This window comes from Microtetraspora sp. AC03309, assembly GCF_020826795.1.
GTDB classification, from domain to species: Bacteria; Actinomycetota; Actinomycetes; order Streptosporangiales; family Streptosporangiaceae; genus Microtetraspora; species Microtetraspora glauca.
In genome coordinates this window covers 75292-97930 of record NZ_JADDIL010000027.1, presented here as the reverse complement: position 1 = coordinate 97930, position 22639 = coordinate 75292, and the positions used below count along the sequence as shown (strand labels likewise).

General features: G+C 71.2%; 18 protein-coding genes. 10 read left to right on the top strand and 8 right to left on the bottom strand.

Going from position 1 to position 22639, the window contains the following annotated elements:
• Positions 1-426: 426 nt before the first annotated feature.
• Both IMZ11_RS18225 and IMZ11_RS18220 read right to left on the bottom strand, forming a co-directional pair.
• Complete coding sequence (locus IMZ11_RS18225) at positions 427-3282, bottom strand: FAD-binding and (Fe-S)-binding domain-containing protein (RefSeq protein WP_228642968.1); 2856 nt, start codon at positions 3280-3282, stop codon at positions 427-429.
• Entirely contained in the window at positions 3269-3409 is a 141-nt protein-coding gene (locus IMZ11_RS18220) for a hypothetical protein (RefSeq protein WP_228642966.1), read from the bottom strand. Before IMZ11_RS18220 ends, IMZ11_RS18225 begins: the two co-directional genes overlap by 14 nt.
• A gap of 50 nt (positions 3410-3459) precedes the next feature.
• On the opposite strand from IMZ11_RS18220, the gene IMZ11_RS18215 reads away from it, so the two are divergent.
• The 3 genes from IMZ11_RS18215 (at position 3460) to IMZ11_RS18205 (ending at position 6292) form a co-directional block, all read left to right on the top strand.
• The gene (locus IMZ11_RS18215) at positions 3460-4284 is read left to right on the top strand and encodes an IclR family transcriptional regulator (RefSeq protein WP_228642964.1); all 825 of its coding nucleotides are present in this window, start codon (positions 3460-3462) and stop codon (positions 4282-4284) included.
• Positions 4285-4389: 105 nt separating this feature from the next.
• The gene (locus tag IMZ11_RS18210) at positions 4390-5427 is read left to right on the top strand and encodes a sugar kinase (RefSeq protein ID WP_228642962.1); all 1038 of its coding nucleotides are present in this window, start codon (positions 4390-4392) and stop codon (positions 5425-5427) included.
• A gap of 493 nt (positions 5428-5920) precedes the next feature.
• Entirely contained in the window at positions 5921-6292 is a 372-nt protein-coding gene (locus tag IMZ11_RS18205; RefSeq protein WP_228642960.1) for a hypothetical protein, read from the top strand.
• 525 nt (positions 6293-6817) lie between these two features.
• Here IMZ11_RS18205 and IMZ11_RS18200 read toward each other — a convergent pair.
• From IMZ11_RS18200 to IMZ11_RS18180, 5 genes are read right to left on the bottom strand one after another with little or no spacing between them, the layout of a single operon-like run.
• Positions 6818-9409 carry an alpha-L-rhamnosidase gene (locus IMZ11_RS18200; protein ID WP_228642958.1) on the bottom strand — a complete coding sequence of 864 codons (2592 nt, stop codon included), beginning with the start codon at positions 9407-9409 and terminating at the stop codon, positions 6818-6820.
• 23 nt (positions 9410-9432) lie between these two features.
• Positions 9433-10422, bottom strand: coding sequence for a serine hydrolase (locus IMZ11_RS18195; protein WP_228642956.1), 990 nt, complete (start codon positions 10420-10422; stop codon positions 9433-9435).
• Entirely contained in the window at positions 10419-11237 is an 819-nt protein-coding gene (locus IMZ11_RS18190) for a carbohydrate ABC transporter permease (RefSeq protein WP_061259471.1), read from the bottom strand. The genes IMZ11_RS18195 and IMZ11_RS18190 overlap by 4 nt, the downstream gene beginning before the upstream one ends.
• Positions 11234-12088 carry a carbohydrate ABC transporter permease gene (locus tag IMZ11_RS18185; protein WP_228642954.1) on the bottom strand — a complete coding sequence of 285 codons (855 nt, stop codon included), beginning with the start codon at positions 12086-12088 and terminating at the stop codon, positions 11234-11236. Before IMZ11_RS18185 ends, IMZ11_RS18190 begins: the two co-directional genes overlap by 4 nt.
• The gene (locus tag IMZ11_RS18180; RefSeq protein WP_228642990.1) at positions 12082-13377 is read right to left on the bottom strand and encodes an ABC transporter substrate-binding protein; all 1296 of its coding nucleotides are present in this window, start codon (positions 13375-13377) and stop codon (positions 12082-12084) included. The genes IMZ11_RS18185 and IMZ11_RS18180 overlap by 7 nt, the downstream gene beginning before the upstream one ends.
• 161 nt (positions 13378-13538) lie before the next feature.
• Here IMZ11_RS18180 and IMZ11_RS18175 point away from each other — a divergent pair, with 161 nt between their 5' ends.
• The 3 genes from IMZ11_RS18175 to IMZ11_RS18165 all read left to right on the top strand — a co-directional run bounded on the left by IMZ11_RS18175 (position 13539) and on the right by IMZ11_RS18165 (position 18109).
• On the top strand, positions 13539-14549 hold the full coding sequence (locus IMZ11_RS18175; RefSeq protein ID WP_228642952.1) for a LacI family DNA-binding transcriptional regulator: 1011 nt from the start codon (positions 13539-13541) through the stop codon (positions 14547-14549).
• Positions 14550-14618: 69 nt separating this feature from the next.
• Positions 14619-16202: a hypothetical protein gene (locus IMZ11_RS18170; protein WP_228642950.1), complete on the top strand. Its 1584-nt coding sequence runs from the start codon at positions 14619-14621 to the stop codon at positions 16200-16202.
• A 20-nt stretch (positions 16203-16222) separates the two neighbouring features.
• On the top strand, positions 16223-18109 hold the full coding sequence (locus IMZ11_RS18165) for a hypothetical protein (protein ID WP_228642948.1): 1887 nt from the start codon (positions 16223-16225) through the stop codon (positions 18107-18109).
• Here the strand turns inward: IMZ11_RS18165 and IMZ11_RS18160 are convergent.
• The gene (locus IMZ11_RS18160) at positions 18079-18765 is read right to left on the bottom strand and encodes a TetR/AcrR family transcriptional regulator (RefSeq protein WP_228642946.1); all 687 of its coding nucleotides are present in this window, start codon (positions 18763-18765) and stop codon (positions 18079-18081) included. The two genes, IMZ11_RS18165 and IMZ11_RS18160, sit on opposite strands and share 31 nt — an antisense overlap.
• A gap of 67 nt (positions 18766-18832) precedes the next feature.
• On the opposite strand from IMZ11_RS18160, the gene IMZ11_RS18155 reads away from it, so the two are divergent.
• Genes IMZ11_RS18155 through IMZ11_RS18140 form a run of 4 tightly spaced genes read left to right on the top strand, consistent with a single transcriptional unit; the run spans position 18833 to position 22638 of the window.
• Positions 18833-19690, top strand: coding sequence for an alpha/beta hydrolase (locus IMZ11_RS18155; RefSeq protein ID WP_228642944.1), 858 nt, complete (start codon positions 18833-18835; stop codon positions 19688-19690).
• Positions 19691-19700: 10 nt separating this feature from the next.
• A complete protein-coding gene (locus IMZ11_RS18150) occupies positions 19701-20954 on the top strand; it encodes an extracellular solute-binding protein (RefSeq protein ID WP_228642942.1) in 1254 nt (417 codons plus the stop codon).
• Positions 20951-21832 (top strand): carbohydrate ABC transporter permease, encoded by an 882-nt coding sequence (locus tag IMZ11_RS18145; RefSeq protein ID WP_228642940.1) that lies wholly within the window; start codon positions 20951-20953, stop codon positions 21830-21832. The genes IMZ11_RS18150 and IMZ11_RS18145 overlap by 4 nt, the downstream gene beginning before the upstream one ends.
• Positions 21829-22638 carry a carbohydrate ABC transporter permease gene (locus IMZ11_RS18140; protein WP_228642938.1) on the top strand — a complete coding sequence of 270 codons (810 nt, stop codon included), beginning with the start codon at positions 21829-21831 and terminating at the stop codon, positions 22636-22638. Before IMZ11_RS18145 ends, IMZ11_RS18140 begins: the two co-directional genes overlap by 4 nt.
• Position 22639 lies beyond the last annotated feature (1 nt).

Genomic DNA, 22639 nt, shown 5'->3' with positions numbered 1-22639 from the left:
GGGCAGTCACTCTCCGTAGCGCGTCCGGTGTCGCCGCCGCCGAACGGGGGCAGGTCTCGGATAGATCACCTTCGCCCGCAGCGCAGCGGGAAGCCCTTTTTGCCCTTATCAGTCAGTCGGGGGAACCACATGGCGAATGTCGTGCTTGCGGCGCCGGATCCGATCGAAGCGTGGATTCAGCAACTCCTTCGCCTCACGGGCGCCTGCGCGACCGTGCCCGAGCGAGCGCATGCACCTCGAAACGCTGTGCCGCCGGGCTGCGATCCCGGGGTCGGGGGCGATGCCCCGCAGTTCCGTGCGTAGCCACCATCGCCGTACGCCGAGAAAACCACCCCGGCACCGCTCGGGCACGGGTGAGCACCCGTACGGTCCAGGTCCCACCGGCCTCCTACTCCGTGGCCATGGTCCTTTCGCCGGGGTCGGGGATCAGGCGGATAGCGGACGGGTTGTGTGTTCGAGGACTTCGAGCACGTGCCGGTAGGGCTGTCCGGTCGCCCGGCTCATGCCGAGTTCGCAGGTGCGGTTGAGCGACACGTGGGCCGCGGCCGTACGCCCCCGCACGTCCCGCGCCTCCGCCGCCGTGGCCGAGGCGGTCAGCTCGGGGTGCAGCAGACCCCGGTCGCCGGCGAAAGCGCAGCACCCCCAGTCATCCGGCCGTACGACCTCCTCCGCGGCGGCGGCGGCCACCCGCAGCAGCGCGGGGTCGAGGCCGAGCCGCGCGGAGGAGCAGGTGGGGTGCACGACGAGCGACGGGATCCGCCGGGCCGCGGGCAGCAGCGGCAGGACGGCGGCGTCCACGAACGCGACCGCGTCCACGACCTCCATGCCCTCGGCGGCCAGCATGTGAGTCAGGCCCTCGGTGCAGGAGGACGCGTCGACCACGACGGGCAACGCCCCGTTCTCCGTCGCGCGGAGCAGCACGGGGACGACCCGGTCGCGCATGGCCGTGTGGCCCTCGGTGAGCCCCTTGGACTTCCACGGCGTGCCGCAGCACAGGGAGGCGATGCCCTCCGGCACCCGTACGGCGAGGCCCGCGCGGTCGCACAGCGTCAGGAAGGCGTCGCGCACGCCCCCGTCGGCCTCCGGGCCGAACATCGTGGAGACACAGGCCGGGAAGTAGACCGCCGTGGGCGCCTGCGACGGTCGTGCGCGGCGCCGGGTGCCCCCGCGGGGCAGTTCGGGCGACCACTCGGGCACCGTGTCCGCGCCCAGTAGGCCCCGCCCGGCGGCGGTGGCGGCCCGGGGCAGCGCCGGGGGCACCGCGCGAGCGGCGGTCAGGGCGACCGAGGCCACGCGGGTCGCGCCGTCCCAGTGCCGGGCCGCGCTCCGCCAGGCCCCCTGGGCGGCTCGGCCGTGCTGTTCCGCACGCAGCCGCCGCGTCAGGTCGCCGGTGTCGATGAGGACCGGGCAGGCGGTCTGGCACATGCCGTCCACGGCGCAGGTGTCCACGGCGTCGTAGCGGTACTCCTCCTCCAGGCGGCGCAGGAGCTCGGCGTCGCCGCTCTCACGGGCGCGGGCGATCTCCCGGCGCAGCACGATCCGCCGCCGGGGCGTGGTGGTGAGGTCCTTGCTGGGGCAGACCGGCTCGCAGTAGCCGCACTCCACGCAGCGGTCCACCTCGGGCTCGACCGTGGGAGTGGACTTCAGGTGGCTGATGTGCACGGACTCGTCCTCGTTGAGGAGGATGCCGGGGTTGAGCAGGCCGCTGGGGTCGATGAGGCGCTTGACCTCGCACATCACGTCGTACAGCTCGTCGCCGTACTGGCGGCGGACGTACGGGGCCATGATGCGGCCGGTGCCGTGCTCGGCCTTGAGCGTGCCGTCCTGGCCGAGCACGAGGTCGACCATGTCCTCGGTGAAGGCCAGGTAGCGGGACAGGTTCTCCGGGCGGTCGAAGTCCTCGTTGAGCAGGAAGTGGATGTTGCCGTCCTTGGCGTGGCCGAAGATGACGCTCCCGGTGTAGCCGTGCCGGTCGAACAGGCCGGTCAGCTCGGTGCAGGTCTCCAGCAGGTGGCCCACGGGGACCGCGACGTCCTCCAGGAGCGCGGTCGTTCCGGACGGGCGGGCACCGGCGACGGCGGTGTACAGGCCCTTGCGGATGTGCCACAGGGCCGTCCGCGTCGCGGCGTCGCCGCTCAGCGCGCCCGGGGTGACGAGCGGCAGGCCGCGCAGCACCGGCCCGGCCCCGGCGACCCGCTCCCCGAGCGCCTCGGCCGTCGGCTCCTGGTGCTCGACCAGCAGCGCCGCGTGGTCGCGTACGGCCAGGCCGCGTAGTTCCGCGGTCGCCTCCGGGTCGCGCTGGGCGACGCGCAGGCTGGTGGCGTCGAGCAGTTCGACGGTGGCGAAGCCCGCCTCGACGAGGGCCGGCAGTGAACCCGTGGCCGCGGCGAGGTCGGGGAACAGCAGCAGTCCGGTGGCGGCGTGGTGGTGCGCCGGGACGGTGCGGAAGGTCGCCTCGGCGACGAAGGCGAGCGTGCCCTCGCTGCCGATGACCAGGTGGGCGAGGATGTCGACCGGGCGGGTGTGGTCGACGAAGGAGTTCACGCCGTAGCCCATCGTGTTCTTGATGGCGTACAGCCGCTCGATGGTCGCCACGGACGCGGAGTCGCCGCGCACGCGGTCGCGCAGCCGGGCCAGCCCGGCGTGGATGTCCGGTTCGAGGGCGCGCAGCCGGTCGTCGGCGTCCGGCACGCCGGTGTCGATCACCGTGCCACTGGGCAGCACGAGCAGCGCGGACTCGAGTGTCCGGTACGTGTTGAGTTCGGTGCCGCAGGCCATGCCGCTGGAGTTGTTGGCGACGACGCCGCCGATCGTGCAGGCGGACTCGCTGGCCGGGTCGGGCCCGAGCTTGCGCCCGTACCGGGCGAGCCGGGTGTTGACGGCGCGCACGGTCGCGCCGGGTTGCACCCGGACCCGCGCGCCGTCGTCGAGGACCTCGATCCCACGGAAGTGGCGCCTGGTGTCGACCAGCACACCGTCGGCGGTGGCCTGGCCGGACAAGCTGGTGCCGCCGGAGCGGAACGTCAGCGGCACGCCCCCCGCAGCGCCGACCCGCAGCAGCGCGGCCACCTGCGCGGGGTCCCGCGGGGTCACCACTGCCTGGGGGACGAGCAGGTAGTGCGAGGCGTCGTGGGCGAACGACAGCCGGTCGGAGGCGCGGGCCGCGACCGCGCCCGGCGCGGCCTCCTCCAGCGCGGCCAGCAGTCCGGCATCGGGTGACAGCAGGTCGTCGTCGCGGCGCCGGTCCGGGACGTGCCGTACGCGCCGGTCAGTGCGACTCACGGCTCACCTCCGAGTCGCTGGAGCCGATGAGGAAGTCCAGGTCGGAGCCACCGCGACGCGTCCATGCCCGGTGGATGTAGGGGTTACGGTCCTGGCCCGCATACCACTGGGCGCTACGGAGCTGCACTGAAGATCGCCTTCCAATAATTGATACGTTAGTCTATCTTTTGGAACGCGATGAAGGATACGCGGACGCCGAATCACGCGACAGCCCCAGAAGACAGCGGCACGGGGCGGGCCGACGACAACCGTCTCGTCGGGTCGGACCGGGTCCTCGCGGTCCTCAAGGAACTGGCCCGCCATCCGGACGGCATCGGCCTGGAGGAACTGACCCGGGTCATCGACAGCCCCAAGCCGACCGTGCACCGGGCGCTCGGCGCGCTGCGCCGAGCCGGTCTGGCCGACCAGGACGCACGTGGTCACTACGTGCTCGGCGACGAGTTCCTCCGGATGGCCTTCGCCCACCACGAGGCCCGCCCCGAGCACGTACGCATCCGCCCGGTGCTCGAGACGCTGGCCGCCCGGTTCGGCGAGACCGCGCACTACGCGGTGCTCGACGGCCGCGAGGTGGTCTACCGCGCCAAGGTCGACCCGCCCAGCGGCGCTGTCCGGTTGGCCTCCACGATCGGCGGTCGCGCCCCCGCGCACGCCACAGCCGTCGGGAAGCTGCTGCTGGCCCACCGACTGGACACGCGGGAGGCGGTCGAGCAGTGGATCGCCGACGCGCCGCTGGCGCGTCGGACATCTCGGACCGTGTACATGGTCGAGGGCCTGCACCGCGAGCTTGAAGCCACCCGGGAGCGCGGCTACGGCGTCGACGACCAGGAGAACGAGGTCGGGATCAACTGCCTCGCCCTGCCGGTGTACGTCACCTCGCGGACCACCCCCTCGGGCGCGGTGAGCATCAGCGCCCTGACGTTCCGGACGCCGATGAAGGCGCTGGTCGACGCGGTGGACGATATCCGCCGCGCGCTCGGACACCTCGGCGAGTCCGGGCGATGAGCACTCCCGCCGCCCTCGGCCGGGCTGCCGCGTCTCGATGAAGGGGTGGAGAGGACGCCCCCATTGCCGATGCCGGCGACGCCGTACCCCCTAGCGAGGAGCACCATGAGCGTGACCGATGACCTGCGCCGACACCCGGTGACCTCGCCCGACGTCGTCGCCGTGGGAGAGGCGATGCTGCTGTTGCAACCACCCGCGGGCGACGCACTGGGCTCGGCGCACCACCTGGAGGTCCACATCGCGGGGGCCGAACTGAACGTCTGCGCCGCGGTGGCGAGGCTGGGCCTGCGCGCTTCGTTCGCCTCTCGCGTCGGCGACGACCCGTTCGGGCTCCGCGTGGTCGCCGAGGCCCGCGCCCTGGGTGTGGCCGCCGATCTGGTCGAGGTCGATCCGGAGCGTCCCACCGGGGTGTACTTCAAGGACGTCCGCCCGGACGGACAACGGCGCGTCCACTACTACCGGCGCGGCTCCGCCGCCGCGGCCCTCGGGCGCGACGACGCCGCCCGGATCCTGGCGTGCCGCCCCCGCGCCGTCGTCTTCACCGGCATCACCGCCGCGCTGGGGCAGGGACCCCTGGATCTCGTCCGCTCCCTGATCACCGGCGCACACCGGGCCGGAACGATGGTCGTCCTCGACCCGAACTTCCGGCCCAACCTCGCCCCGACCGAACGCATCGCCGACGCCCTGCGCCCGATGCTCGACCGCGTCGGCCTCCTCGCCCTCGGACAGGACGAATCCGCCGACCTGCTCGGCGCCACACACCCCGAGGACGTCTTCGCCGCGGCACACGCCGCCGGCGTCGACGAGGTCCTGCTCAAGGGCGGCCCCGACGGGGTCTGGTACGCCGGCCCCGACGGCGCCCCCCGCCACATGCCGAGCGCCGCCGCCACCGTCCTCGACCCCGTGGGCGCGGGCGACGCCATGCTCGGCGGCTACCTGGCAGCCCGCCTCAGCGGCGCACCCCCCGAGGCGGCCGCCCGGATCGGCACCCACCTGGCCGCCGCCATCGTCGCGACGTACGGTGACAACGCGGGCCTTCCCCCGGCGGCCGAAGCCCGCGCCCTCCTGGCCACCGCTCTCCGAGCGGAGAGCCCGGCAGCCTCCGGAACGCCGGGACTCCCTCAACGCCTTGCCGGCAGTTGACGTCCGCCTCGCGGCCGGCTCAGCTCGCCGGGCGATCGGTAGACGTTGAATGGCAGATCGGGGACACTTGTTCTTCCCTATTCGGAGGGTCGATCGATGGTTGGGACATATCTGTTTCTGCTGATGACCTGGGTCGTTCCGGCAGCGGTTTTGTTCTTTCTCATCTACTGGGCGGTTCGGCTGGCGATCAGGCATGAGGCGCGACGGAATTCAAGTCTCCATGTGCGTGTGACGGCGGAGCGCGCGGCTCAGCGTCGTGAATGGGCGGAGCGCGAGGCCCGACGGAATGCGGAAGCGCACGACGAACTGTAGTCGGGTGGTCTCGCCGGGCAGGGCGGGGCCGCGAGGCGGCGCGGAGCGCCGCCCTTGATCCCGATGAGCCAATTCCGCAGCACATATGCTGCGGACGATCGGATCCGTCGAAAGAGTGGGGACTGTGGCAAATGAGGGAGCATCCCATGCTCGTCGCCTCGGGGCGGGCACTCGCCTTGGTGTGATTCTGGCCGTTGCGTCTTTGGTGAACTATCTTGCATGGCTGGGGTGGGACCGGGAAAAGGATGTCGAGCCGGACGGTAGTCTCAGCGGCCCCTATCAGGCGTGGCAGGTGGCTGGGCTGGTAATCGTTCTGGGAATTCTCGCTGCCCTTGCCGGTTGGCGCGGTCACCCAAAGATAGGCACGCTCAGCATCGCAGGTGTGACGTGGTTGTCCTGGACCGTCGATGCGGCTACGTCGGACAACAGCGGCCTATGGCCCATCGGCGCCTTGGCGTTGCTTCCCTCCGTCTTCCTCGGGGTCGGGTTCGTCGCATTATTGGGGGCTTCGGCAAAACTGCTGATCAATAAGTTCCGCGCTCCGGGTGATTAAGGCGCGCCGGGCGGTTATTCAGCGCACGTGGAACTCAGGCGGCGGCGAGCAGGGTGGCACGGACTCAGCTTGATCGCGTCGTTCTCATTGACGGCGGAGACGAGCGCAAGGGTCCTGGTGTCGGCGGCTCAGCACGAGCGCGCCGCCGCCCTCCTTCAGTCCGTCCAACAGGGCCAGCAGGGTGCGCAGTTCGGCGTCTCGTCCGACAAGGGGGCGCTCGGTCACGACCATGATGCTCGCCCCGCACACCCGGTGTCGTCCAGGTTCGCTCTGCTTCCTCGGGTGGCGCGGATTCCGTTCACACCAGTGACCGGCGAATGCCGTCGCCGGGCACTGGGTGCGGGGTAGACACCGGGACGGGGCTCATCGCCCAGCCCGCCACGACCACACGTTCATCCTCGGTCAGCATCGATGGAGGCAGCCTGCTGTCACCCATCCCGCCGGCACACACCTGCCACCCCCGAGGTCACCACTCAGTGACGAGAAGCAACACGAGTGGTGACCGCGAGCCTCACAAGCAGTTCATTAGCCCAGGTCGTCCCACTCCTGGAGGAGGTGGGCCGTGGCCGCCGCGGGGGCCGTGAACGACCAGCGGCCCGGCGGCAGGTTCAGGGCGCAGCCCCCGTCGGCCAGCCTGGTGGTCGGCAGCTGCTCGCTGAGGCCCATGAGGAAGGTGCCGTTGACGGTCATCCCGTCCCACGCGCCGCGCACGGGCAGCACCGCGCGGGCGGTCACGCCCTCCGGGACGGCGAACGTGAACTGGACCCCGTCGGGTCCGGCCCGCCAGCCCGACTCGACAGTCCCCGACGCGCTCTCGTAGCGGGCGTGCGCCTGACGCAGCAGCGGGACGGGGCCGGGACGCAGCAGCAGCTCACCGAAGCCGCCACCCGTCCCGCGCGGGTCGTCGCCCAGGCCCGCCACGTGCCGGAACAGCCAGTCGCCCACGCAGCCGTAGGCGTAGTGGTTGAAGGAGTTCATGGCCGGCGTCTGCAGGCCGTGCCGGTGGTGCCAGGCGTCCCACCGCTCCCACATGGTCGTCGCCCCGGCGCGGAGCTGGTAGCGCCAGGACGGATAGCCCTCCTGGTTGAAGATCCGGCACGCCAGGTCGTGGTGGCCGGTCTCCGACAGCACGGGCAGCAGCAGGGGGGTGCCGACGAAGCCCGTCATGAGCCGGTGTCCGTCGGCGCGGACCAGCTCGGCCAGCGCCTGCGCCGACGCGGCCCGGTCCTCGGGCGGGACCAGGTCCCAGGCGAGGGCGACGGCGTAGCCGGTCTGCGTCTCGGTGTGCAGCCTCGGCCCGCTGAGGAAGGCCCGCTGGAAGGCGCCCGACACGCGGGTGAACGCCTCGCCGTACTCCGGCGCGTGCGGCTCGCCGAGCACGTCGGCCACGTGTGCGACCAGGCGTAGGCTGCGGGCGAGGGCGGCGGTGGCGATGAGGCTCTTGGGCGTCTCGACCGTGCCGGGAGCCAGCCAGTCGCCCAGGGCCCTGCCCGGTCTGATGCCGTCCTCGGCCTGGGCCAGGCAGTAGTCGGCCCACCGCCGCATCGGGTCGTACGCGCGGCGCAGCGTGCGGTCGTCGCCGTAGCGCCGCCACAGCAGCCACGGCACCTCGACCAGCGCGTCGGACCACACGGGGGAGTCGTATCCGTACTCGGGCAGGACCGGCGCGACATGCGGGACCGCGCCGTCGGCCCGCTGTCCGTCGATCAGCGTCGTCACCCAGCCGGACAGGAACGCCTGCGTGTGCCGCAGGAAGCTGAGCGTCGAGCCGAACACCGAGATGTCGGCCGTCCAGCCGGTCCGCTCGTCGCGCTGCGGGCAGTCGGTCGGCACGCTCACCAGGTTGCCGTCCGCCGACGCGCCGATGTTGGCGACGAGTTGCCGTACGGCGGGATCGCTCACGGTCAGCGAGCCGGTGACGGCGAGCGCGGAGGACAGCAGCACCGCCTCCAGGTCGTCCGGCGTCAGCGCGCCCGGCCAGCCGGTGACCTCCGCGTAGCGGAACCCGTGCAGGGTGAACGCGGGCTCCACGACGTGCGAGCCGGGGCCGAGGACGAACTCGTCACGCTGGTCCGCGGTGCGCAGGTTGTCGGTGTAGAGCCGCCCGGTCGCGGTCAGCTCCTCCCCGTGCCGCACCACGATCCGTACGGGGCCCGGCGCGTCGACGCGCAGCCGTACGCGCCCGACGACGTTCCGCCCGAAGTCGGCCACCTGGACGCCCGGCGCGGGTTCGGTCACGGACACGGCGGGCACCGTGCCGATCACCCGCACCGGGGGAGCGGGGTCGGCCTCCACCAGGATCTCCGAGGCGGCCGTCGTCTCGGCGGGTCCGACCTGCCCGGAGGGGGCCTGGACGGTCTCGCCCATCACCAGGTCGGCGCGCGGGCGGCCGAGATCCCGCCGGGTCCAGGTCGCGTCCGTGGCGAGCACGCGGCGGATCCCGTCGTCGTCCCGCACGAGCACCTGGGCGCTGGCGGCCGGCCGGTCGCCGTAGCGGCGCGGGCCTCCGCCGGCGACGTTACCCGCGTACCAGCCGGGAGCGAGCCACAGCTCCAGCTCGTTCTCGCCGGGTACGAGCAGCTCCGTGAGCTCCAGCAGCCGATAGCGCGTCCGGTGGCCGTAGTCGGTCCAGCCGGGGGCCAGCTCCTCCTCGCCCAGCCGTACCCCGTTGAGCAGCGCCCGGTAGACGCCCAGCGCGGTGGCGGCCAGCCAGGCGCGCCCGGGAGCGGGACGCCACGTGAACGACCCGCGCAGGCTCACCGCCGCCCGAGGGTCGCCCGCCAGCCAGGGGGCGTCCCACCCACCGCGCGCCCGCAGGCCCGTGGTGAACGCGCCGGTCGCGTGTCCTTCCACACTCCACGTGTACGGCGTCAGCGGCGCCAGCCACTCATCCGGCACGTCCACGCCGTGCGATCCGGCAGGCACGGGCGACCGCCCCACCTCGCGCCCGTCCGAGGACACCACCACGGTGGCCTCCTTGGACAGCCGGGCGTCCCACGACAGCCGGGGCGACGGCTCGTCCACGCCCACCGGATCCGCCAGACCGCACGTCAGGCCCGCCCGTGAACCGGGCGGGGCCGAACGGATGAACGGCGCCTGCGCGCCTGAGACCTGCACTCCGACCACCCCCGAATCCCGGTTCACGCATCGAGCCCGGTGGTGAAGGCGTTGTGCAGACCGTCGACGTCGACGCCGGACAGGCTCGGCGCCATCACGTTGATCAGCAGCACGAAGCACGCGTCCTGCTCCGGGTACATCCACCACTGGCACCCAGAGGCGCCGCCGTGCCCGTACAGCCGCCGGTCGAGCAGCCCGGGAGCCGAGTGGCGCAGGTTCCAGGTGAGTCCCCAGTCCTGCCCGGCGTTGACCGGGTCGGGCTGCAGCTTGACCAGGCCCGTCGTCTGCGGGGTGGTCATGGCGGCCAGGGTGGTCGGGTGGATCAGCGCACGGTCGCCGCGCAGCAGCGCCCCGCCCAGCGCCAGGAGGTCCTCGGCGCGGGAGAACAGCGCCCCTGCCGGGTGGCGGAGCCGTACGAACGTGTCGAAGTCGAAGCCGGGCCCGAGCAGTTCGAGGCCGTGGACCTCGGCCGCGTCGCACGCCGGGTCGAACGTGATCCGCCCTCCGCCAGGCACCAGCGTGTTCAGGTCGGAGTCGATCACGTCGGCCACGTCGCGGCCCGTGACGTCGCGGACCATCTCCGCGATCCCGGCGAAGGCCAGGTTGGAGTAGTGGCTGAGCGTGCCCGCCTCGAACATCGACGGCGCGGTGACGAGGTGCTCCAGCAGGTCGTCGGGCGTGAGCGTCTGCTCGGCGATGCCGCTGGTGTGGGTGAGCAGGTGCCAGAGCGTCACATCGGGCCGCGCGAAGTTCGGCAGTACGTCCCGCAGCGGGCGGCGCAGCGACAGCAGCCCGCGCTCGACCTGGCGCAGGGCGGCCAGCCCCATCAGCGGCTTGGTCACCGAGAACAGCGCGAAGTGGTCCTCGGTCCTGGTCGCGCGGCCGTCGTGCTCGCCGAACGCCTCCAGCACCTGGATCCCGTCGGAGGTGGCGGCGCCGAACACCGCGCACGGCAGCCGCCCCTCCTTGATCTCGCGCCTGACCCAGTCGAGCGCGATTTCGTGAGTGGTCATCCCTTAAGAGCACCTTCCGTAAGGCCGGCCAGGACGCGCTTCTGCGCGACGACGTACACCGCCACGAGGGGCAGCGTGGTGAGCAGGACGTGGGCGAAGACGAGGTTCCAGTTCAGGCTCTGCAAGGTGCCGGAGGCGAACTGGAACAGGCTCAGCGGCAGCGTGGCGTTCGCGCTGCCCTGGAGCAGGAAGAGGGCGAAGAAGAAGTCGTTCCAGACGTTGATGATCAGGACCACGCTGCCGACGAACAGCACCGGCCGCAGCAGGGGCAGCAGGATGCGGACGAAGACCTGCGGGCGGGAGGCGCCGTCGATGGCGGCGGCGTCCTCCAGGTCGCGGGGGAACGCCCGGACGAATCCGGTCGCCAGGAAGATCACGATGCCCAGGCGGCAGCCGGTCATCGTCAGCACGTAGCCGAGCGAGCCGCCGTCCAGCGACAGGGCGCGCAGCAGGTAGACGGTCGGGATGATCGACGGCGGCAGCAGGATCGACAGCCCCATCACGAAGTAGGCCGCCTGCAGCCACCGCGACCGGCTGCGCCCGAACGCCCACGCCGCCGCCGCGCCGAGGAACACCACGGCCACCACGATCGGCACGGTCACCTTGAGGCTGTTGACCAGCCCCATCAGGTAGCCGCCCCGGTCGAGCACGATGCCGTAGTTCTCGGCGATCGCCCACGTCCTGGGCAGGCCGAGGCCCAGCTCGGCGGCCTCGCCCGCGGGTTTGAACGAGTTGACGACCACGAGCCAGATGGGCACGAGCACCCACGGGATCGCGAAGAGCGTCAGCGCCGTGTACTTGAGGACCGCTCTCATCCCGTCACCTCTCTGCGCCGCAGCCACCACACGAGGGGCACGGCGGTGGCGATCACCAACAGCGTCACGGTGAACCCCAGCGCGCTGGCGGAGCCGAAGAAGCCCTGCCCCCACTGCTGGCGCATCACCACGTTCAGGGCCCGCGTGTGGTCGCCGGGCCCGCCGCCGGTGGTGGCGGCGATCACGTCGTACGCGCTGAGCGCGCCCACCAGCGTGACCGCCACGTTGAAGGTCAGCGCCGGGGCGAGCAGCGGGAACACCACCCGCCGGAACCGGGTCCACGGCCCGGCCCCGTCGACCTTCGCCGACTCCAGCAGCGACTTCGGGATGGAGTTGAGGCCCGCGATGTAGACGAGGGTGATCAGCCCGCTCCACTTCCACGCGTCGATGAACGCGACCACCACCAGCGCGGTGGACGGTTCGCCCAGCCACGCCCACTCGATGCCGAGGAAGGAGTTGACCGCCCCGTCGGGGGCGAGCAGCCCGCGCCAGATGTATCCGGCGGCCAGCGGCGAGATGAGCGTCGGCAGGAAGAACGCCGAGCGGAAGACGGTGTTGATCCCGCTGGTCCGCTGGAGGGCCAGGGCCAGCGAGAGGCTGACCGTGTTCTGGATCGCCATGCACAGGATCGCGTACAGCACGGTCACGGTGACCGCGTTGGCCAGCAGGTCCTGGTCGATCAGCGTGCGGACGTTCTCCAGCCCGTTCCAGGTGATCTCGGCTCGGAAGCTCGTCCAGGAGGAGAACGCGAACCGGACGTTGAGCAGGAACGGGGCGACGAAGAAGACCGTGACCAGCACGATCGCGGGCAGTGCCCACGGCAGCCAGGCCGCCCTGTTCCGCATCACCATCCGGGCAGCCCTGCCGCCTTGGCCGCCTGCTCGACCTGGCCCTGTAGCTGGGTCGCCGCCTTCTGCGGATCCTTCTGCCCGGCGATCAGCTCGGACATGAGCTGGGCCAGTCCGCCCATGCCGGGGATGTCGGAGTTGAAGGCGATCACCGCGCCGGTGTCGTACGCCTTCTTGACGTCCTGCAGCACGGACGAGACGCCCTGCGGGTCAGGCACGTCCTTGAACACGGGGAAGGTCTTGGACGCGGTGACGTACTCGGCGTAGGCCGGGCCGGTCATGAAGCGCACGAAGTCGAGCGACGCCTTCTCCCGCGCCGCGTCACCGGTCTTGGGCAGGTAGAACGTGCCGATCGGGCCGGGCGCGTAGGTCGCGAGCGGCTTGTCGCTCGACAGGCCGACGAAGCCGACGGACTCGTCGACGGTCTTCTGGTCGCCGCCCGCGGCCGCGAGGAGGGCCGGGAGCATGTCGGAGTGCTGGGCGACCATGGCGGCCTTGCCGGTCACGAGGGCCTTCATGGAGTCCTCGAACTTGGCGGTGACGATGTCCTTGTTGAAGCAGCCGTCGGCCTTCAGCTTGGCGTAGGCGGTCAGGCCGGCGACGAAGGGCGAGCCCGCGTCGGCCAGCGTGCTGCTGTGGCCCGCGATGGCCTTGCCGTACGCGTTGGACTGGTTGGCGCCTGCCAGGTAGAGGATGGGCAGGATCTGCACCGGCCAGATCGACCCGCCCGACTCGAAGACCGGCGTGACCCCGGCGGCCTTGAGCGTGGGGCAGGCGGCGGCGAGCTCGGCGAAGTTCGTGGGCGGGGTCAGCCCGGCCGCGGTGAAGACCTTCTTGTTGTAGTAGAGGCCGAAGACCTGGGGGAAGCCGGTGATGGCGGCGTAGACCTTGCCGTTGACGGACCCGGCGGACTGGTAGAGGTCGCCGGACCTGGCGATGTACGCCTCGCCTGTCAGGTCGCGCAGGTTCTCGGCCGGGTTGAGGGCGAGCAGGCCGCTCGTCGTCGCGTGGTACTCCAGGATGTCCGGGCGGTCGCCGGTGGCCCACTTGGTCTGGGTGGTGTCCTCGAAGCCGTCGGACGGGATCGACACGAGCTCGATCTTGTGGCCGGACTGCTTCTCGAACTTCTTGTACATCTCCAGCAGCGGCGCCGGGTCCGCGCTGTTGTGCCACAGGGTCAGCTTCACCTGACCGGTCCCCTCCGGGGCGGACGAACCGCAGCCGGAGAGGGACAGGGCGAGGGCGGCCCCGATCGCCGCGCCGAGCAGACGAGATGGTGCTCTCACGCCCATGCTCCTGTTCATGTTGGGGAGTATTATGTAGAACGTTCTCCATTGTTAGGGCACGAGAGAATCGCCCGTCAAGAGGTAGACCTGAGTAGCAGTGACGGGCTAGCCTCACGTTTCAGAAAAGTGTGTAGTTCGTTCTACGAAGGCTCTATGAAGGACGGCGTGTGACGAGCGGACGGGTGACGATCGCCGATGTGGCCAGGCGAGCCGGGGTTTCCACGGCCGCCGTGTCCAAGGTGGTCCGCGGGGCCTACGGCGTGAGCGCGGAGATGCAGGCCAAGGTGACGCAGGCCATCGACGAGCTGGGCTACCGCCCGCACGCCGCGGCCCGCGCCCTGCGCGGACGCACCTACACCCTCGGCGTCATGCTCTCGGACACCCGCAACCCGTTCTTCCCCGACATCATCGAGGGCGTCACCGGCCGGCTGGCCGACACCGAATACCAGGTCCTGCTCGGACCCGGCGGGATCGAGCCCAAGACGCAGGCCAGGATGACCGACGCCATGATCGACCGGAGCATGGACGGGCTCATCCTGATCTCGCCGGTCATGACGGACGCCGAACTCGCCGCCATCGCGACGGCCACCCCGGTCGTCGTGGTGGGCAGGCACGGCGGCGCCGCGGCCTACGACGCGGTCGTCGACGACGACGTCATGGGGGCGGGGCTCGTGGTCGACCACCTGGTCGGGCTCGGGCACACCCGGATCGCGCACATCACCCACCTGGAGCGGGCCCGCGCCCAGGGACTGCCGCACACGGTGCGCGCCGAAGGCTACCGCCAGGCGATGCGCGCCCACGGACTCGCGGACGACGTGCTGGCCACCTCCTTCACCGAGGAGGGCGGCTTCGAGGGCGCGCGGGAACTGCTCGCGCGCGACGACCGGCCCACCGCGATCTTCGCCGGGGCCGACATCGCGGCGCTCGGCGTGCTGCGCGCCGCCGACGAGGCGGGTCTGTCGGTGCCGGAGGACCTCTCCGTCGCCGGATACGACAACATCGGCATCGCCTCGCTCAACCGCATCTCGCTCACCAGCGTCGACCAGGACGGGCACGTGATCGGGGCGACCGCCGCGCGCCTGCTCGTCGAACGCATCGAGGGACGCTCACGATCGGTGACGTCGTCGGTCTCGCCCACGCTGATCGTCCGCGGAACCACAGGACCGCCTCGTTTCTGAGAACCAACCGCACGTCGGGGGACTGTCGCGGACCACGTATTAAAACGATTTGATGGAAGGACCCCCCACGTGAGACGACTCGCTCTCCTCGCCCTTCTCCTCCCGCTGGTCGCGCCCGCGCAACCGGCCTTCGCCCAGGCGGCCGCCCTGGCCTGCCCGGTCAGGGTCGACCCCGCCGCGTTCGCCTCCGAGGCCCGCCTGAGCACCCTGGCCGAGCGGCAGGAGGCGTTCGGCCCCAGGCCGACCGGCTCCACCGCGCACGCCGACTACGTCGACTGGCTGGAGGACGAGATGGCGGCCATCCCCGGCCTCCAGTTCTCCTCCCTGCCCTACGCCATCGACCGCTGGGACAGCCTCGGCACCGGCCTGACCGTCGGCGGCACGGCCGTGCAGGTCGCGGCCCCCGTGCCGTTCTCCTCCTCCACCGGCGCCGGTGGCGTCTCGGCGCCGCTCGTCCACCTGGCCGCGGGAACGAACATCACCGCGGCCAACGCCGCCGGGAAGATCGTCGTCAGGGACCTGCCGTGGACCAGCCTGCCCAACCTGCTGTTCTATCCGCTCGGTGGCCTCGGCTACTCCATGTACGACCCGGGCCTCACGATCAACCTGCTCGGCTCGGAGTCGATGGAGGCCCCGGCCGCGGCCGACGCCGACCTCAAGGCGGCCGCCGCCGCGGGCGCGCTGGGCGTGATCGAGGTCAGCCAGCTCCCGCACGCGCAGATCCAGGGCATGTACGCGCCCTACGAGGGCCTGCCGTACGGCGTGCCGGGCGCGTACGTCGGCGCCGACCAGGGCAAGCAGATCAAGGACGCGCTGGCCGCCGGACAGCCGGTCCAGGCCACGCTGACCGTGAACGCCGCCTGGACGCCGACGACGACCCGCACCCTGCTCGCGACGCTTCCCGGTGGGAGCGCCCAGAAGATCGTCGTGGAGAGCCACACCGACGGCATGAGCCCGGTGTGGGACAACGGCCCGCTCACCATGATCGAGATGGCCCGCTACCTGTCGTCGCTACCGGTGGAGTGCCGTCCGCGCACCGTGCAGTTCGCGTTCGTGACCGGCCACCTCTACCAGCACCTGACCGGCCCCGACGTCCGCGAGGGCGGCGCGGGTCAGCTCGCCGCCCAGCTCGACGCCGAGTACGACCAGGGCGGGGTCTCCTCCGTCGTCGTGCTCGAGCACCTCGGCGCCAAGCGCTACGACGCGGTCGCCCGGCCGAACGGCCTGCCAGGCAAGCAGCTCGTCGCCAACCCCACCCTCACCGAACTGCTGATGGTCCCCGTCAGCGAGAGCACGCCGCTGCGTGAACTGGTCAAGGGCCACATCCAGTACTGGGACGTGAAGCGCACCGCGATCCTCAAGGGCCTGTCGGCGGCCGATCTCGCCACGGTGCCGCACCACTGCGGCTTCGGTGGCGAGGGCACGCCGTACAACCAGCACCTGCTGCCCGTCATCTCGCCCATCGCCGCGCCCAAGACGCTGTTCTCGCCGCAGTTCGGCACCGAGGCGATCGACCTGCCGGCGATGCGCAAGGCGTCGCTCGCCTTCACCGACGTCGTGCTCGACCTCGGCCCGATGGCCCAGTCGGCCGTCGCGGGCGATGTGACCGCCATGCGCCAGCAGCGCGCCTCCGGTACGCCGGGGTGTGCGTGAGCATCGACAGGAGGACGCTCGTGCGTCGGCACACCATCGCCGACGCCGGGTGCCCGCTCACCGTCGGCAACGGGGAGTTCGCCTTCACCGCCGACGCCACCGGGCTGCAGACCTTCGCGCCGCTGGGCACGCAGGCGCAGTGGGGCTGGCACACGATGCCCAACCCCAAGGGCCACGTGCTGGAGGACGCGCTCACCGACTACGACGGAGTCGGCTACCCGGACCTGTATCCGGCCACCGAGGCGGGCGGCTGGCTGCACGTGAACCCGCACCGCCTGCATCTCGGCCGGATCGGCCTCGACGTCGACGAGGCCACCCCGCTCGGCCGGTCGGCGCAGACCCTCGACCTGTGGACCGGCACGCTGTCCAGCTCCTTCGAGCTGGGCGGCCTGCCGTACGAGGTGGAGACGGTCTGTCACCCCGAGCGGGACCTGCTGGCCATCCGCGTCGTGGGCGGCGCGGGGATCAGGATCACCTTCCCCTACGCCAGCGACGGCTGGCACACCACCGCCGACTGGGACAAACCCGACAGGCACACCACCACGCACGCGCTCACGCGCACGCCGTACGGCTCGCGCTGCGACTTCACCCGCGTCCTGGACGCGGACCGGTACCACGTGGCCGCCGAATGGGCGGGGCCCGCGAGGCTCACGTCGCCCGGCGGTCACGTGTACCTGATCCAGGGCGACGATCTGGAGCTCGTCGTCGAGTTCGCACGCCACCCCGTCGGCGCCGCCCTCCCGTCCTTCTCCCAGGTCCGTACGGCTGCCGCCGCCCACTGGGAGAGGTTCTGGACGAGCGGGGGAGCGGTGAGCTTCGACGGCAGCACCGACCCGCGAGCGCCCGAGCTCGAACGCCGGGTCGTGCTCTCGCAGTACCTCACCGCGGTCAACTGCGCGGGCTCCACCCCGCCGCAGGAGACCGGGCTGGCCGTCAACTCCTGGAGCGGCAAGTTCCACCTGGAGATGCACTGGTGGCACGCCGCCCACTTCGCCCTGTGGGGCAGGCCCGAGCTGCTGGAGCGGAGCCTGCCGTGGTACCGCTCGATCCTGCCGCGGGCCAGGGCCACGGCCGGACGGCAGGGTTTCCGCGGCGCCCGCTGGCCCAAGCAGGTGGGGCCGGAGGGCAGGGAGAGCCCGAGCGAGATCGGCGCCTTCATCGTCTGGCAGCAGCCGCACCTGATCTACTTCGCGGAGCTGCTCCGCCGGGTCCGCCCGGGGGCGCTGGAGGACTACCGGGACCTGGTGTTCGAGACGGCCGAGTTCATGGCCTCCTTCGCGGGCGGCGGGCATCTGGGGCCGCCGCTGGTCCCGGCGCAGGAGTCCTACTACGAGTCCAGGCGGTCGGTGCGCGATCCCACGTTCGAGCTGGCCTACTGGTGGTGGGGGCTGGAGACGGCCCAGCGGTGGCGGGGCCTGCTCGGCCGGGGCCCCGACCCGGAGTGGGCGCGGGTCCTGGACGGCCTGGCCCGGCCGCTGGTGCGCGACGGTGTCTACGCGGCCATCGGGGTGGAGCCGTACACGATCAGGACCGACCACCCCTCGATGACCGGCGCGCTCGGGTTCGTGCCGCCCACCCCGCTGATCGACCCCGAGACCATGCGGGCCACCCTGCACGACGTGCTCGCCGACTGGGACCTGGAGAGCACCTGGGGCTGGGACTATCCGATGCTCGCCATGTGCGCGGCCAGGCTCGGTGAGCCTGACACCGCCGTGGACGCGCTGCTGATGGACGCCCCGAAGAACACCTACCTGGCCAGCGGCCACAACCACCAGTGGCCCGGCCTGCTGCCCCTCTACCTGCCGGGCAACGGCGGCCTGCTGGCCGCCGTCGCCCACATGGCGGCGGAGGAGTGCTTCCCCGAAGGCTGGCTGGTTCAGGCGGAAGGGGTGGTCGCGTTGCCGTGATCGGGGCCGGCGAGCAGGGCGACCGTGTAGTGGTAGAGGTCGCCGGCCGACGACGTCAGAGTGGCGACGCGGCCCTCGCGCACCTCCGAGGCGATGAACTCGGTGATCCCGTAGACGATCAGGCGGGGCACCGCGGCACGCAGCGGCGGCAGCGAGGGATCCTCCAGCCTGGCCCGCGCGGCCAGCGCCCCGAACATGTCGAGGAAGGGCCGGTAGGCGGCGTCACGCTGCTCGACGGCCCGCTCACCCGCCCTCGGCAACTCCACGAAGTACGCCTGCGCGTACTCCGGGCGCTCCTGCCACCACCCCAGGTAGGCGGCCATCCCCAGCCGGAGCGCCTCGCTCCAGCGGTCGCCCGCCCCCGACGCGGCCGTGTAGATCGAGTCGATCATCTCCGGCAGGTCGCGCTCGCATCCGGCGAGGAAGCACGCTTCCTTGTCGGCGAACTGGGCGTAGAAGGCGTTGCGCGACACCCGCGCGGCGGCGATCACATCCGGCACGCTCGTGGCGGCGTATCCACGCCTCGCGACGAGCCTCAGCATGGCCTCCACGAGGCGGTCTCGCTGGGAGTTGCGCACCGTGTCGGGGGAGAGTCCGTGCCGCCCCCTGGGAAGTGGCTGGGCCGCCGGAACTTCCTTCTGTTCATGTCTTGACATCGCTCACCGATCGTACTTCCCTCTCTTAGGAGACGTTCACGTCTCCAAATCCCCCCACGAGGTGACCATGGAGAACTTCACCCGTCGGCAGGCGTTGCGGGCAGGGGCGCTCGGCCTCATGTCGGCCGGATTCCTGTCGTGGACCACCGAGGCCAACGCCGCCTCCACCATCGAGACGATCTACAAGGCAGCGGGTCCGTGGCCGGTCGCCACCGGCACCTCGGGCGGCCACCGGCTCTACTACCCGCAGACCCTGGGCTCGGGCGGCGTCACCCACCCGATCGTCACATGGGGCAACGGCTCATGGGCCACCCCCGACAACTATCCGGGACTGCTCAACCACCTCGCCTCGTGGGGCTTCGCGGTGGTCGCCTCCACCGACACGACCACGGGCACCGGCGCCGAGATCCTCGCCGCCGCCCAGCACCTCATCGGCCTCAATACCGACCCCGCCAGCGTCTTCCACGGCAAGCTGAACACCGCCCAGGTCGCCGCAGTCGGCCACTCCCAGGGCGCGGGCGGATCCATCAACGCGGCCAACCACTCCGCCGGGCTGATCAAGACCGTCGTGCCGATCGCCGTGCCCGCGCAGTGGATGGCCAGCCCAGGAGACGAGTTCTCCGTCGCCGACCTGACCTGCCCGGTGCTCTTCCTCAGCGGCGCGAACGACTGGCTGATCTCCTCGGCCGCGACCGTGCAGGGCTACTACGACCAGGCCACCGCCGGAGCGGGCAGGGCGCTGCTCAAGGGCGCAGGGCACAACGACATCCAGAACACCGGCGGGGCCTTCCTCGGCTACGTGACCGCCTGGCTGAGGTACCGCCTCCAGGCCGACACCCAGGCCCGCGGGGCGTTCGCCGGCGGCACCGCCGAACTCCCCACCAACACCGCCTGGCAGAACCAGGCCCTCAAGAACCTCACCTAGGAGAACCACCATGGCGGATCTGACGCGGCGTGGGCTACTCGCCGTCGGCGCGCTCACCCTGCTCGCCGGATGCGGCAAGGACCAGCCTCGGCAGCAGGCCGCGGACGGCAGGCCGCACGGCGAGGTCACCGTTTGGCTGCACGGCTCGCAGGACACCGGCCAACAGTTCCAGGAGCTCGTGCACCGCTACATCGCCGAGTTCCAGGTCGACGTGAAGCTGCTCTACCTGCCCGTGGGCCAGCTCGACGCCAAACTGCTGACCGCCTTCAGCGGCGGCGCCCCGCCCGACGTCTTCAAGATCGGCCACTGGAGCTTCCCCGCGCACGCCAAGAAGAAGCGGCTCGCGCCCGTCGACACCAAGGCGCTCTCGCTACAGAACTACGAGCCGGGCACGACCACCCCGCTCACCTACCAGGACGTGCCCTACGGCGTGCCCATCGACTTCAACCCCTGCATGCTCTACTACCGCAAGGACCGGTTCGAGGAGGCCGGACTCGACCCCGACAAGCCCCCGGTGACCTGGGAGGAGGTCGCCGAGTACAGCGCCAAGCTCACCTCCAAGGACCGCAGGCGGGTCGGCCTGCAGTGGCTCTACGGCGACCCGCAGTGGGCCCTCATGATGCTGACCGCCCTCATCCAGGGCAAGGGCGGCGAGCTCGTCGCGGCGGGCGGCGCGAAGGCGTCGCTGGTCACCGAGCAGGGCCGGGGCGCCCTGACGTACATGGCGGGGATCGGCAACCCCACGCTCTCCAACCCGCTGGGCGCGCTCGGCCTGTTCTACTCCGGCGAGGCCGCCATGGTCGTCAGCGGCGCCTTCCTCGGCCCCGCGCTGGAGAAGCTGGGCAAGGACACGCTCACCTTCGGCAAGCAGTACGGCGTCGCGCCCATGCCCACCTGGGCCGGCGGCCCGCCCGTCGTTCCCGCCTACACCTGGGGCTGGGGCGTGGCCAAGGACTCGCCCAACCAGTTCACCGCCTGGCACCTCGTCAACTACCTGCAGGGCGCCACGTCGGTGACCGCCAACCTCGACAACGGCATCATCATCCCGACCAAGGGCTGGCGCGACGCCGGGCCGCGCGGCAAGTCCGAGATCATGAAGATCGTCGCCGACAGCATCCCGCATGTCGACTTCGGCCCGATCATCCCCGGCACACTCGAACTGGCGAAGGCCGCGGCCGGCGCCGTCGACTCCGTCGCCCACGGCAAGGCGACCCCCGCCCAGGCCGCGGCGACCTTCGACTCCACCGTGCGACTGGTCCTGTGAGCGTGCTCGGCAGGGTCAGCGCCCGGCCCCAGGCCACGGCGGGCGTGGCGCTGACCCTCCCGGTGGCCGTCTTCTTCGTCGTGTTCTGGCTCGTCCCGTTCCTGGCCGCCATCTATCTCAGCTTCACCGACTACGAGATGGCAGGGACGCCCAACTGGATCGGCCTCGCCAACTACGAGCGCATGTTCGCCGACCCCGGCTTCCTCAACTCGGCGTGGATCACCGTCGTCTACACGGTCTGCACGGTCATCCCGACGATCGTGTTGGCCCTGCTGGTGGCCGTGCCGCTGAGCAAGCCGGGACGGCTCAACCGCTGGCTCAGAGCGCTCGTCATGATTCCGGCCGTGATGCCGCTCGCCGCCACGTCCATGGTCTGGGTGATCATCTACTCCGACCACGGCATGGCCAACACCCTCCTCGGCCTGGTCGGGATCGATCCGCAGTCCTGGCTGACCAGCTCCGACCTGGCCATCTGGGCCCTGGTCGTGATGGTCGTCTGGAAGAGCATGGGGCTGTTCGTGATCATCCTGACCGCCGGGCTGCAGGCGCTGCCCGGCGAGGTGTACGAGGCCGCCGCCATCGACGGATCGGGGGCGGTGACCACGTTCACCCGGATCACGCTCCCGCTGCTGCGCAGGACCCTGCTGTTCGTCCTGGTCATCTCGGTGGCCGGATCGATGCAGGCGTTCGTGCCCGCCTTCCTGCTCACCGGCGGCGGTCCCGCCGACGCCACCCAGGTGCTGCCGTACTACATCTGGGCCAACGCCTTCCCTTATGAGCACATGGGCTACGCCGCCGCGATGGGCATGGTGCTCCTCATCGCCATGGTGATCGTCTCGGCGCTGCAGTTCGGGTTCCTGAAGGGAGGCGACGAATGAGGGCGGGAACGATCCTGCGCGCCGTCTGGCTGATCGTCGCGGTCGGGTTCATGCTGCTGCCGGTCTACGCCATGCTCGTCGTCGCCTCGGCGCCCGACGACACCGACCTGCGCGGGCTGGTCTTCAACGGCTTCCACCTGCCCGAGAACATCGGGGTGCTGTTCGGCGAGGGCAACCTGCCCATCTACCTGCGCAACAGCCTCATCCTGTGCGTCGGCACCGGCGTCCTGGACGTGATGTTCTCGGCCGCCGCCGGATACGCGATGGCCCAGCTGTCCTTCCCCGGCCGCCGCGTCCTGTTCGCGCTGGTGATCGGCACCCTCGCGCTCACCCCGATGGTCCTGGTCATCCCCGTCTTCCTCATCGTGAAGGAGCTCGGCTGGGTCAACACCTTCCAGGGCATGATGGTGCCCGGCATGATCAGCGCGTTCGGCGTCTTCCTGGTGCGGCAGTTCGCCCTCGGCATCCCGAAGGAGCTGCTGCTGGCCGCGCGGGTCGACGGCGCGGGGGAGTTCCGCATCTTCGCGCGCATCGCCGTGCCGCTGCTCAAGCCCGCGCTCATCACCCTGTTCCTCGTGCATTTCCTGGCACAGTGGGACAACCTGCTGTGGCCGCTGATCGTGGCCAACGAGCAGGAGTTGTGGCCGTTGCCGGTGGGGCTGGCCAACTTCCAGAGCGAGGTCGGCTTCACCTATCACCTCACCACCACCGCGGCACTGGTCACCGCCGTGCCGCCGTTCATCCTGATGGTGGCGCTGCAGCGCTACTACGTGGCGGGGCTCACCTTCGGAGGGCTGAAACGATGAT

Coding starts and splice junctions, on each gene's coding strand:
- IMZ11_RS18150 (WP_228642942.1), top strand. CDS start 19,701: ATGGCGGATCTGACGCGGCGTGGGCTACTCGCCGTCGGCGCGCTCACC.
- IMZ11_RS18210 (WP_228642962.1), top strand. CDS start 4,390: ATGAGCGTGACCGATGACCTGCGCCGACACCCGGTGACCTCGCCCGAC.
- IMZ11_RS18185 (WP_228642954.1), bottom strand. CDS start 12,088: ATGGTGATGCGGAACAGGGCGGCCTGGCTGCCGTGGGCACTGCCCGCG.
- IMZ11_RS18140 (WP_228642938.1), top strand. CDS start 21,829: ATGAGGGCGGGAACGATCCTGCGCGCCGTCTGGCTGATCGTCGCGGTC.
- IMZ11_RS18180 (WP_228642990.1), bottom strand. CDS start 13,377: ATGGGCGTGAGAGCACCATCTCGTCTGCTCGGCGCGGCGATCGGGGCC.
- IMZ11_RS18190 (WP_061259471.1), bottom strand. CDS start 11,237: ATGAGAGCGGTCCTCAAGTACACGGCGCTGACGCTCTTCGCGATCCCG.
- IMZ11_RS18195 (WP_228642956.1), bottom strand. CDS start 10,422: ATGACCACTCACGAAATCGCGCTCGACTGGGTCAGGCGCGAGATCAAG.
- IMZ11_RS18215 (WP_228642964.1), top strand. CDS start 3,460: ATGAAGGATACGCGGACGCCGAATCACGCGACAGCCCCAGAAGACAGC.
- IMZ11_RS18160 (WP_228642946.1), bottom strand. CDS start 18,765: ATGTCAAGACATGAACAGAAGGAAGTTCCGGCGGCCCAGCCACTTCCC.
- IMZ11_RS18155 (WP_228642944.1), top strand. CDS start 18,833: ATGGAGAACTTCACCCGTCGGCAGGCGTTGCGGGCAGGGGCGCTCGGC.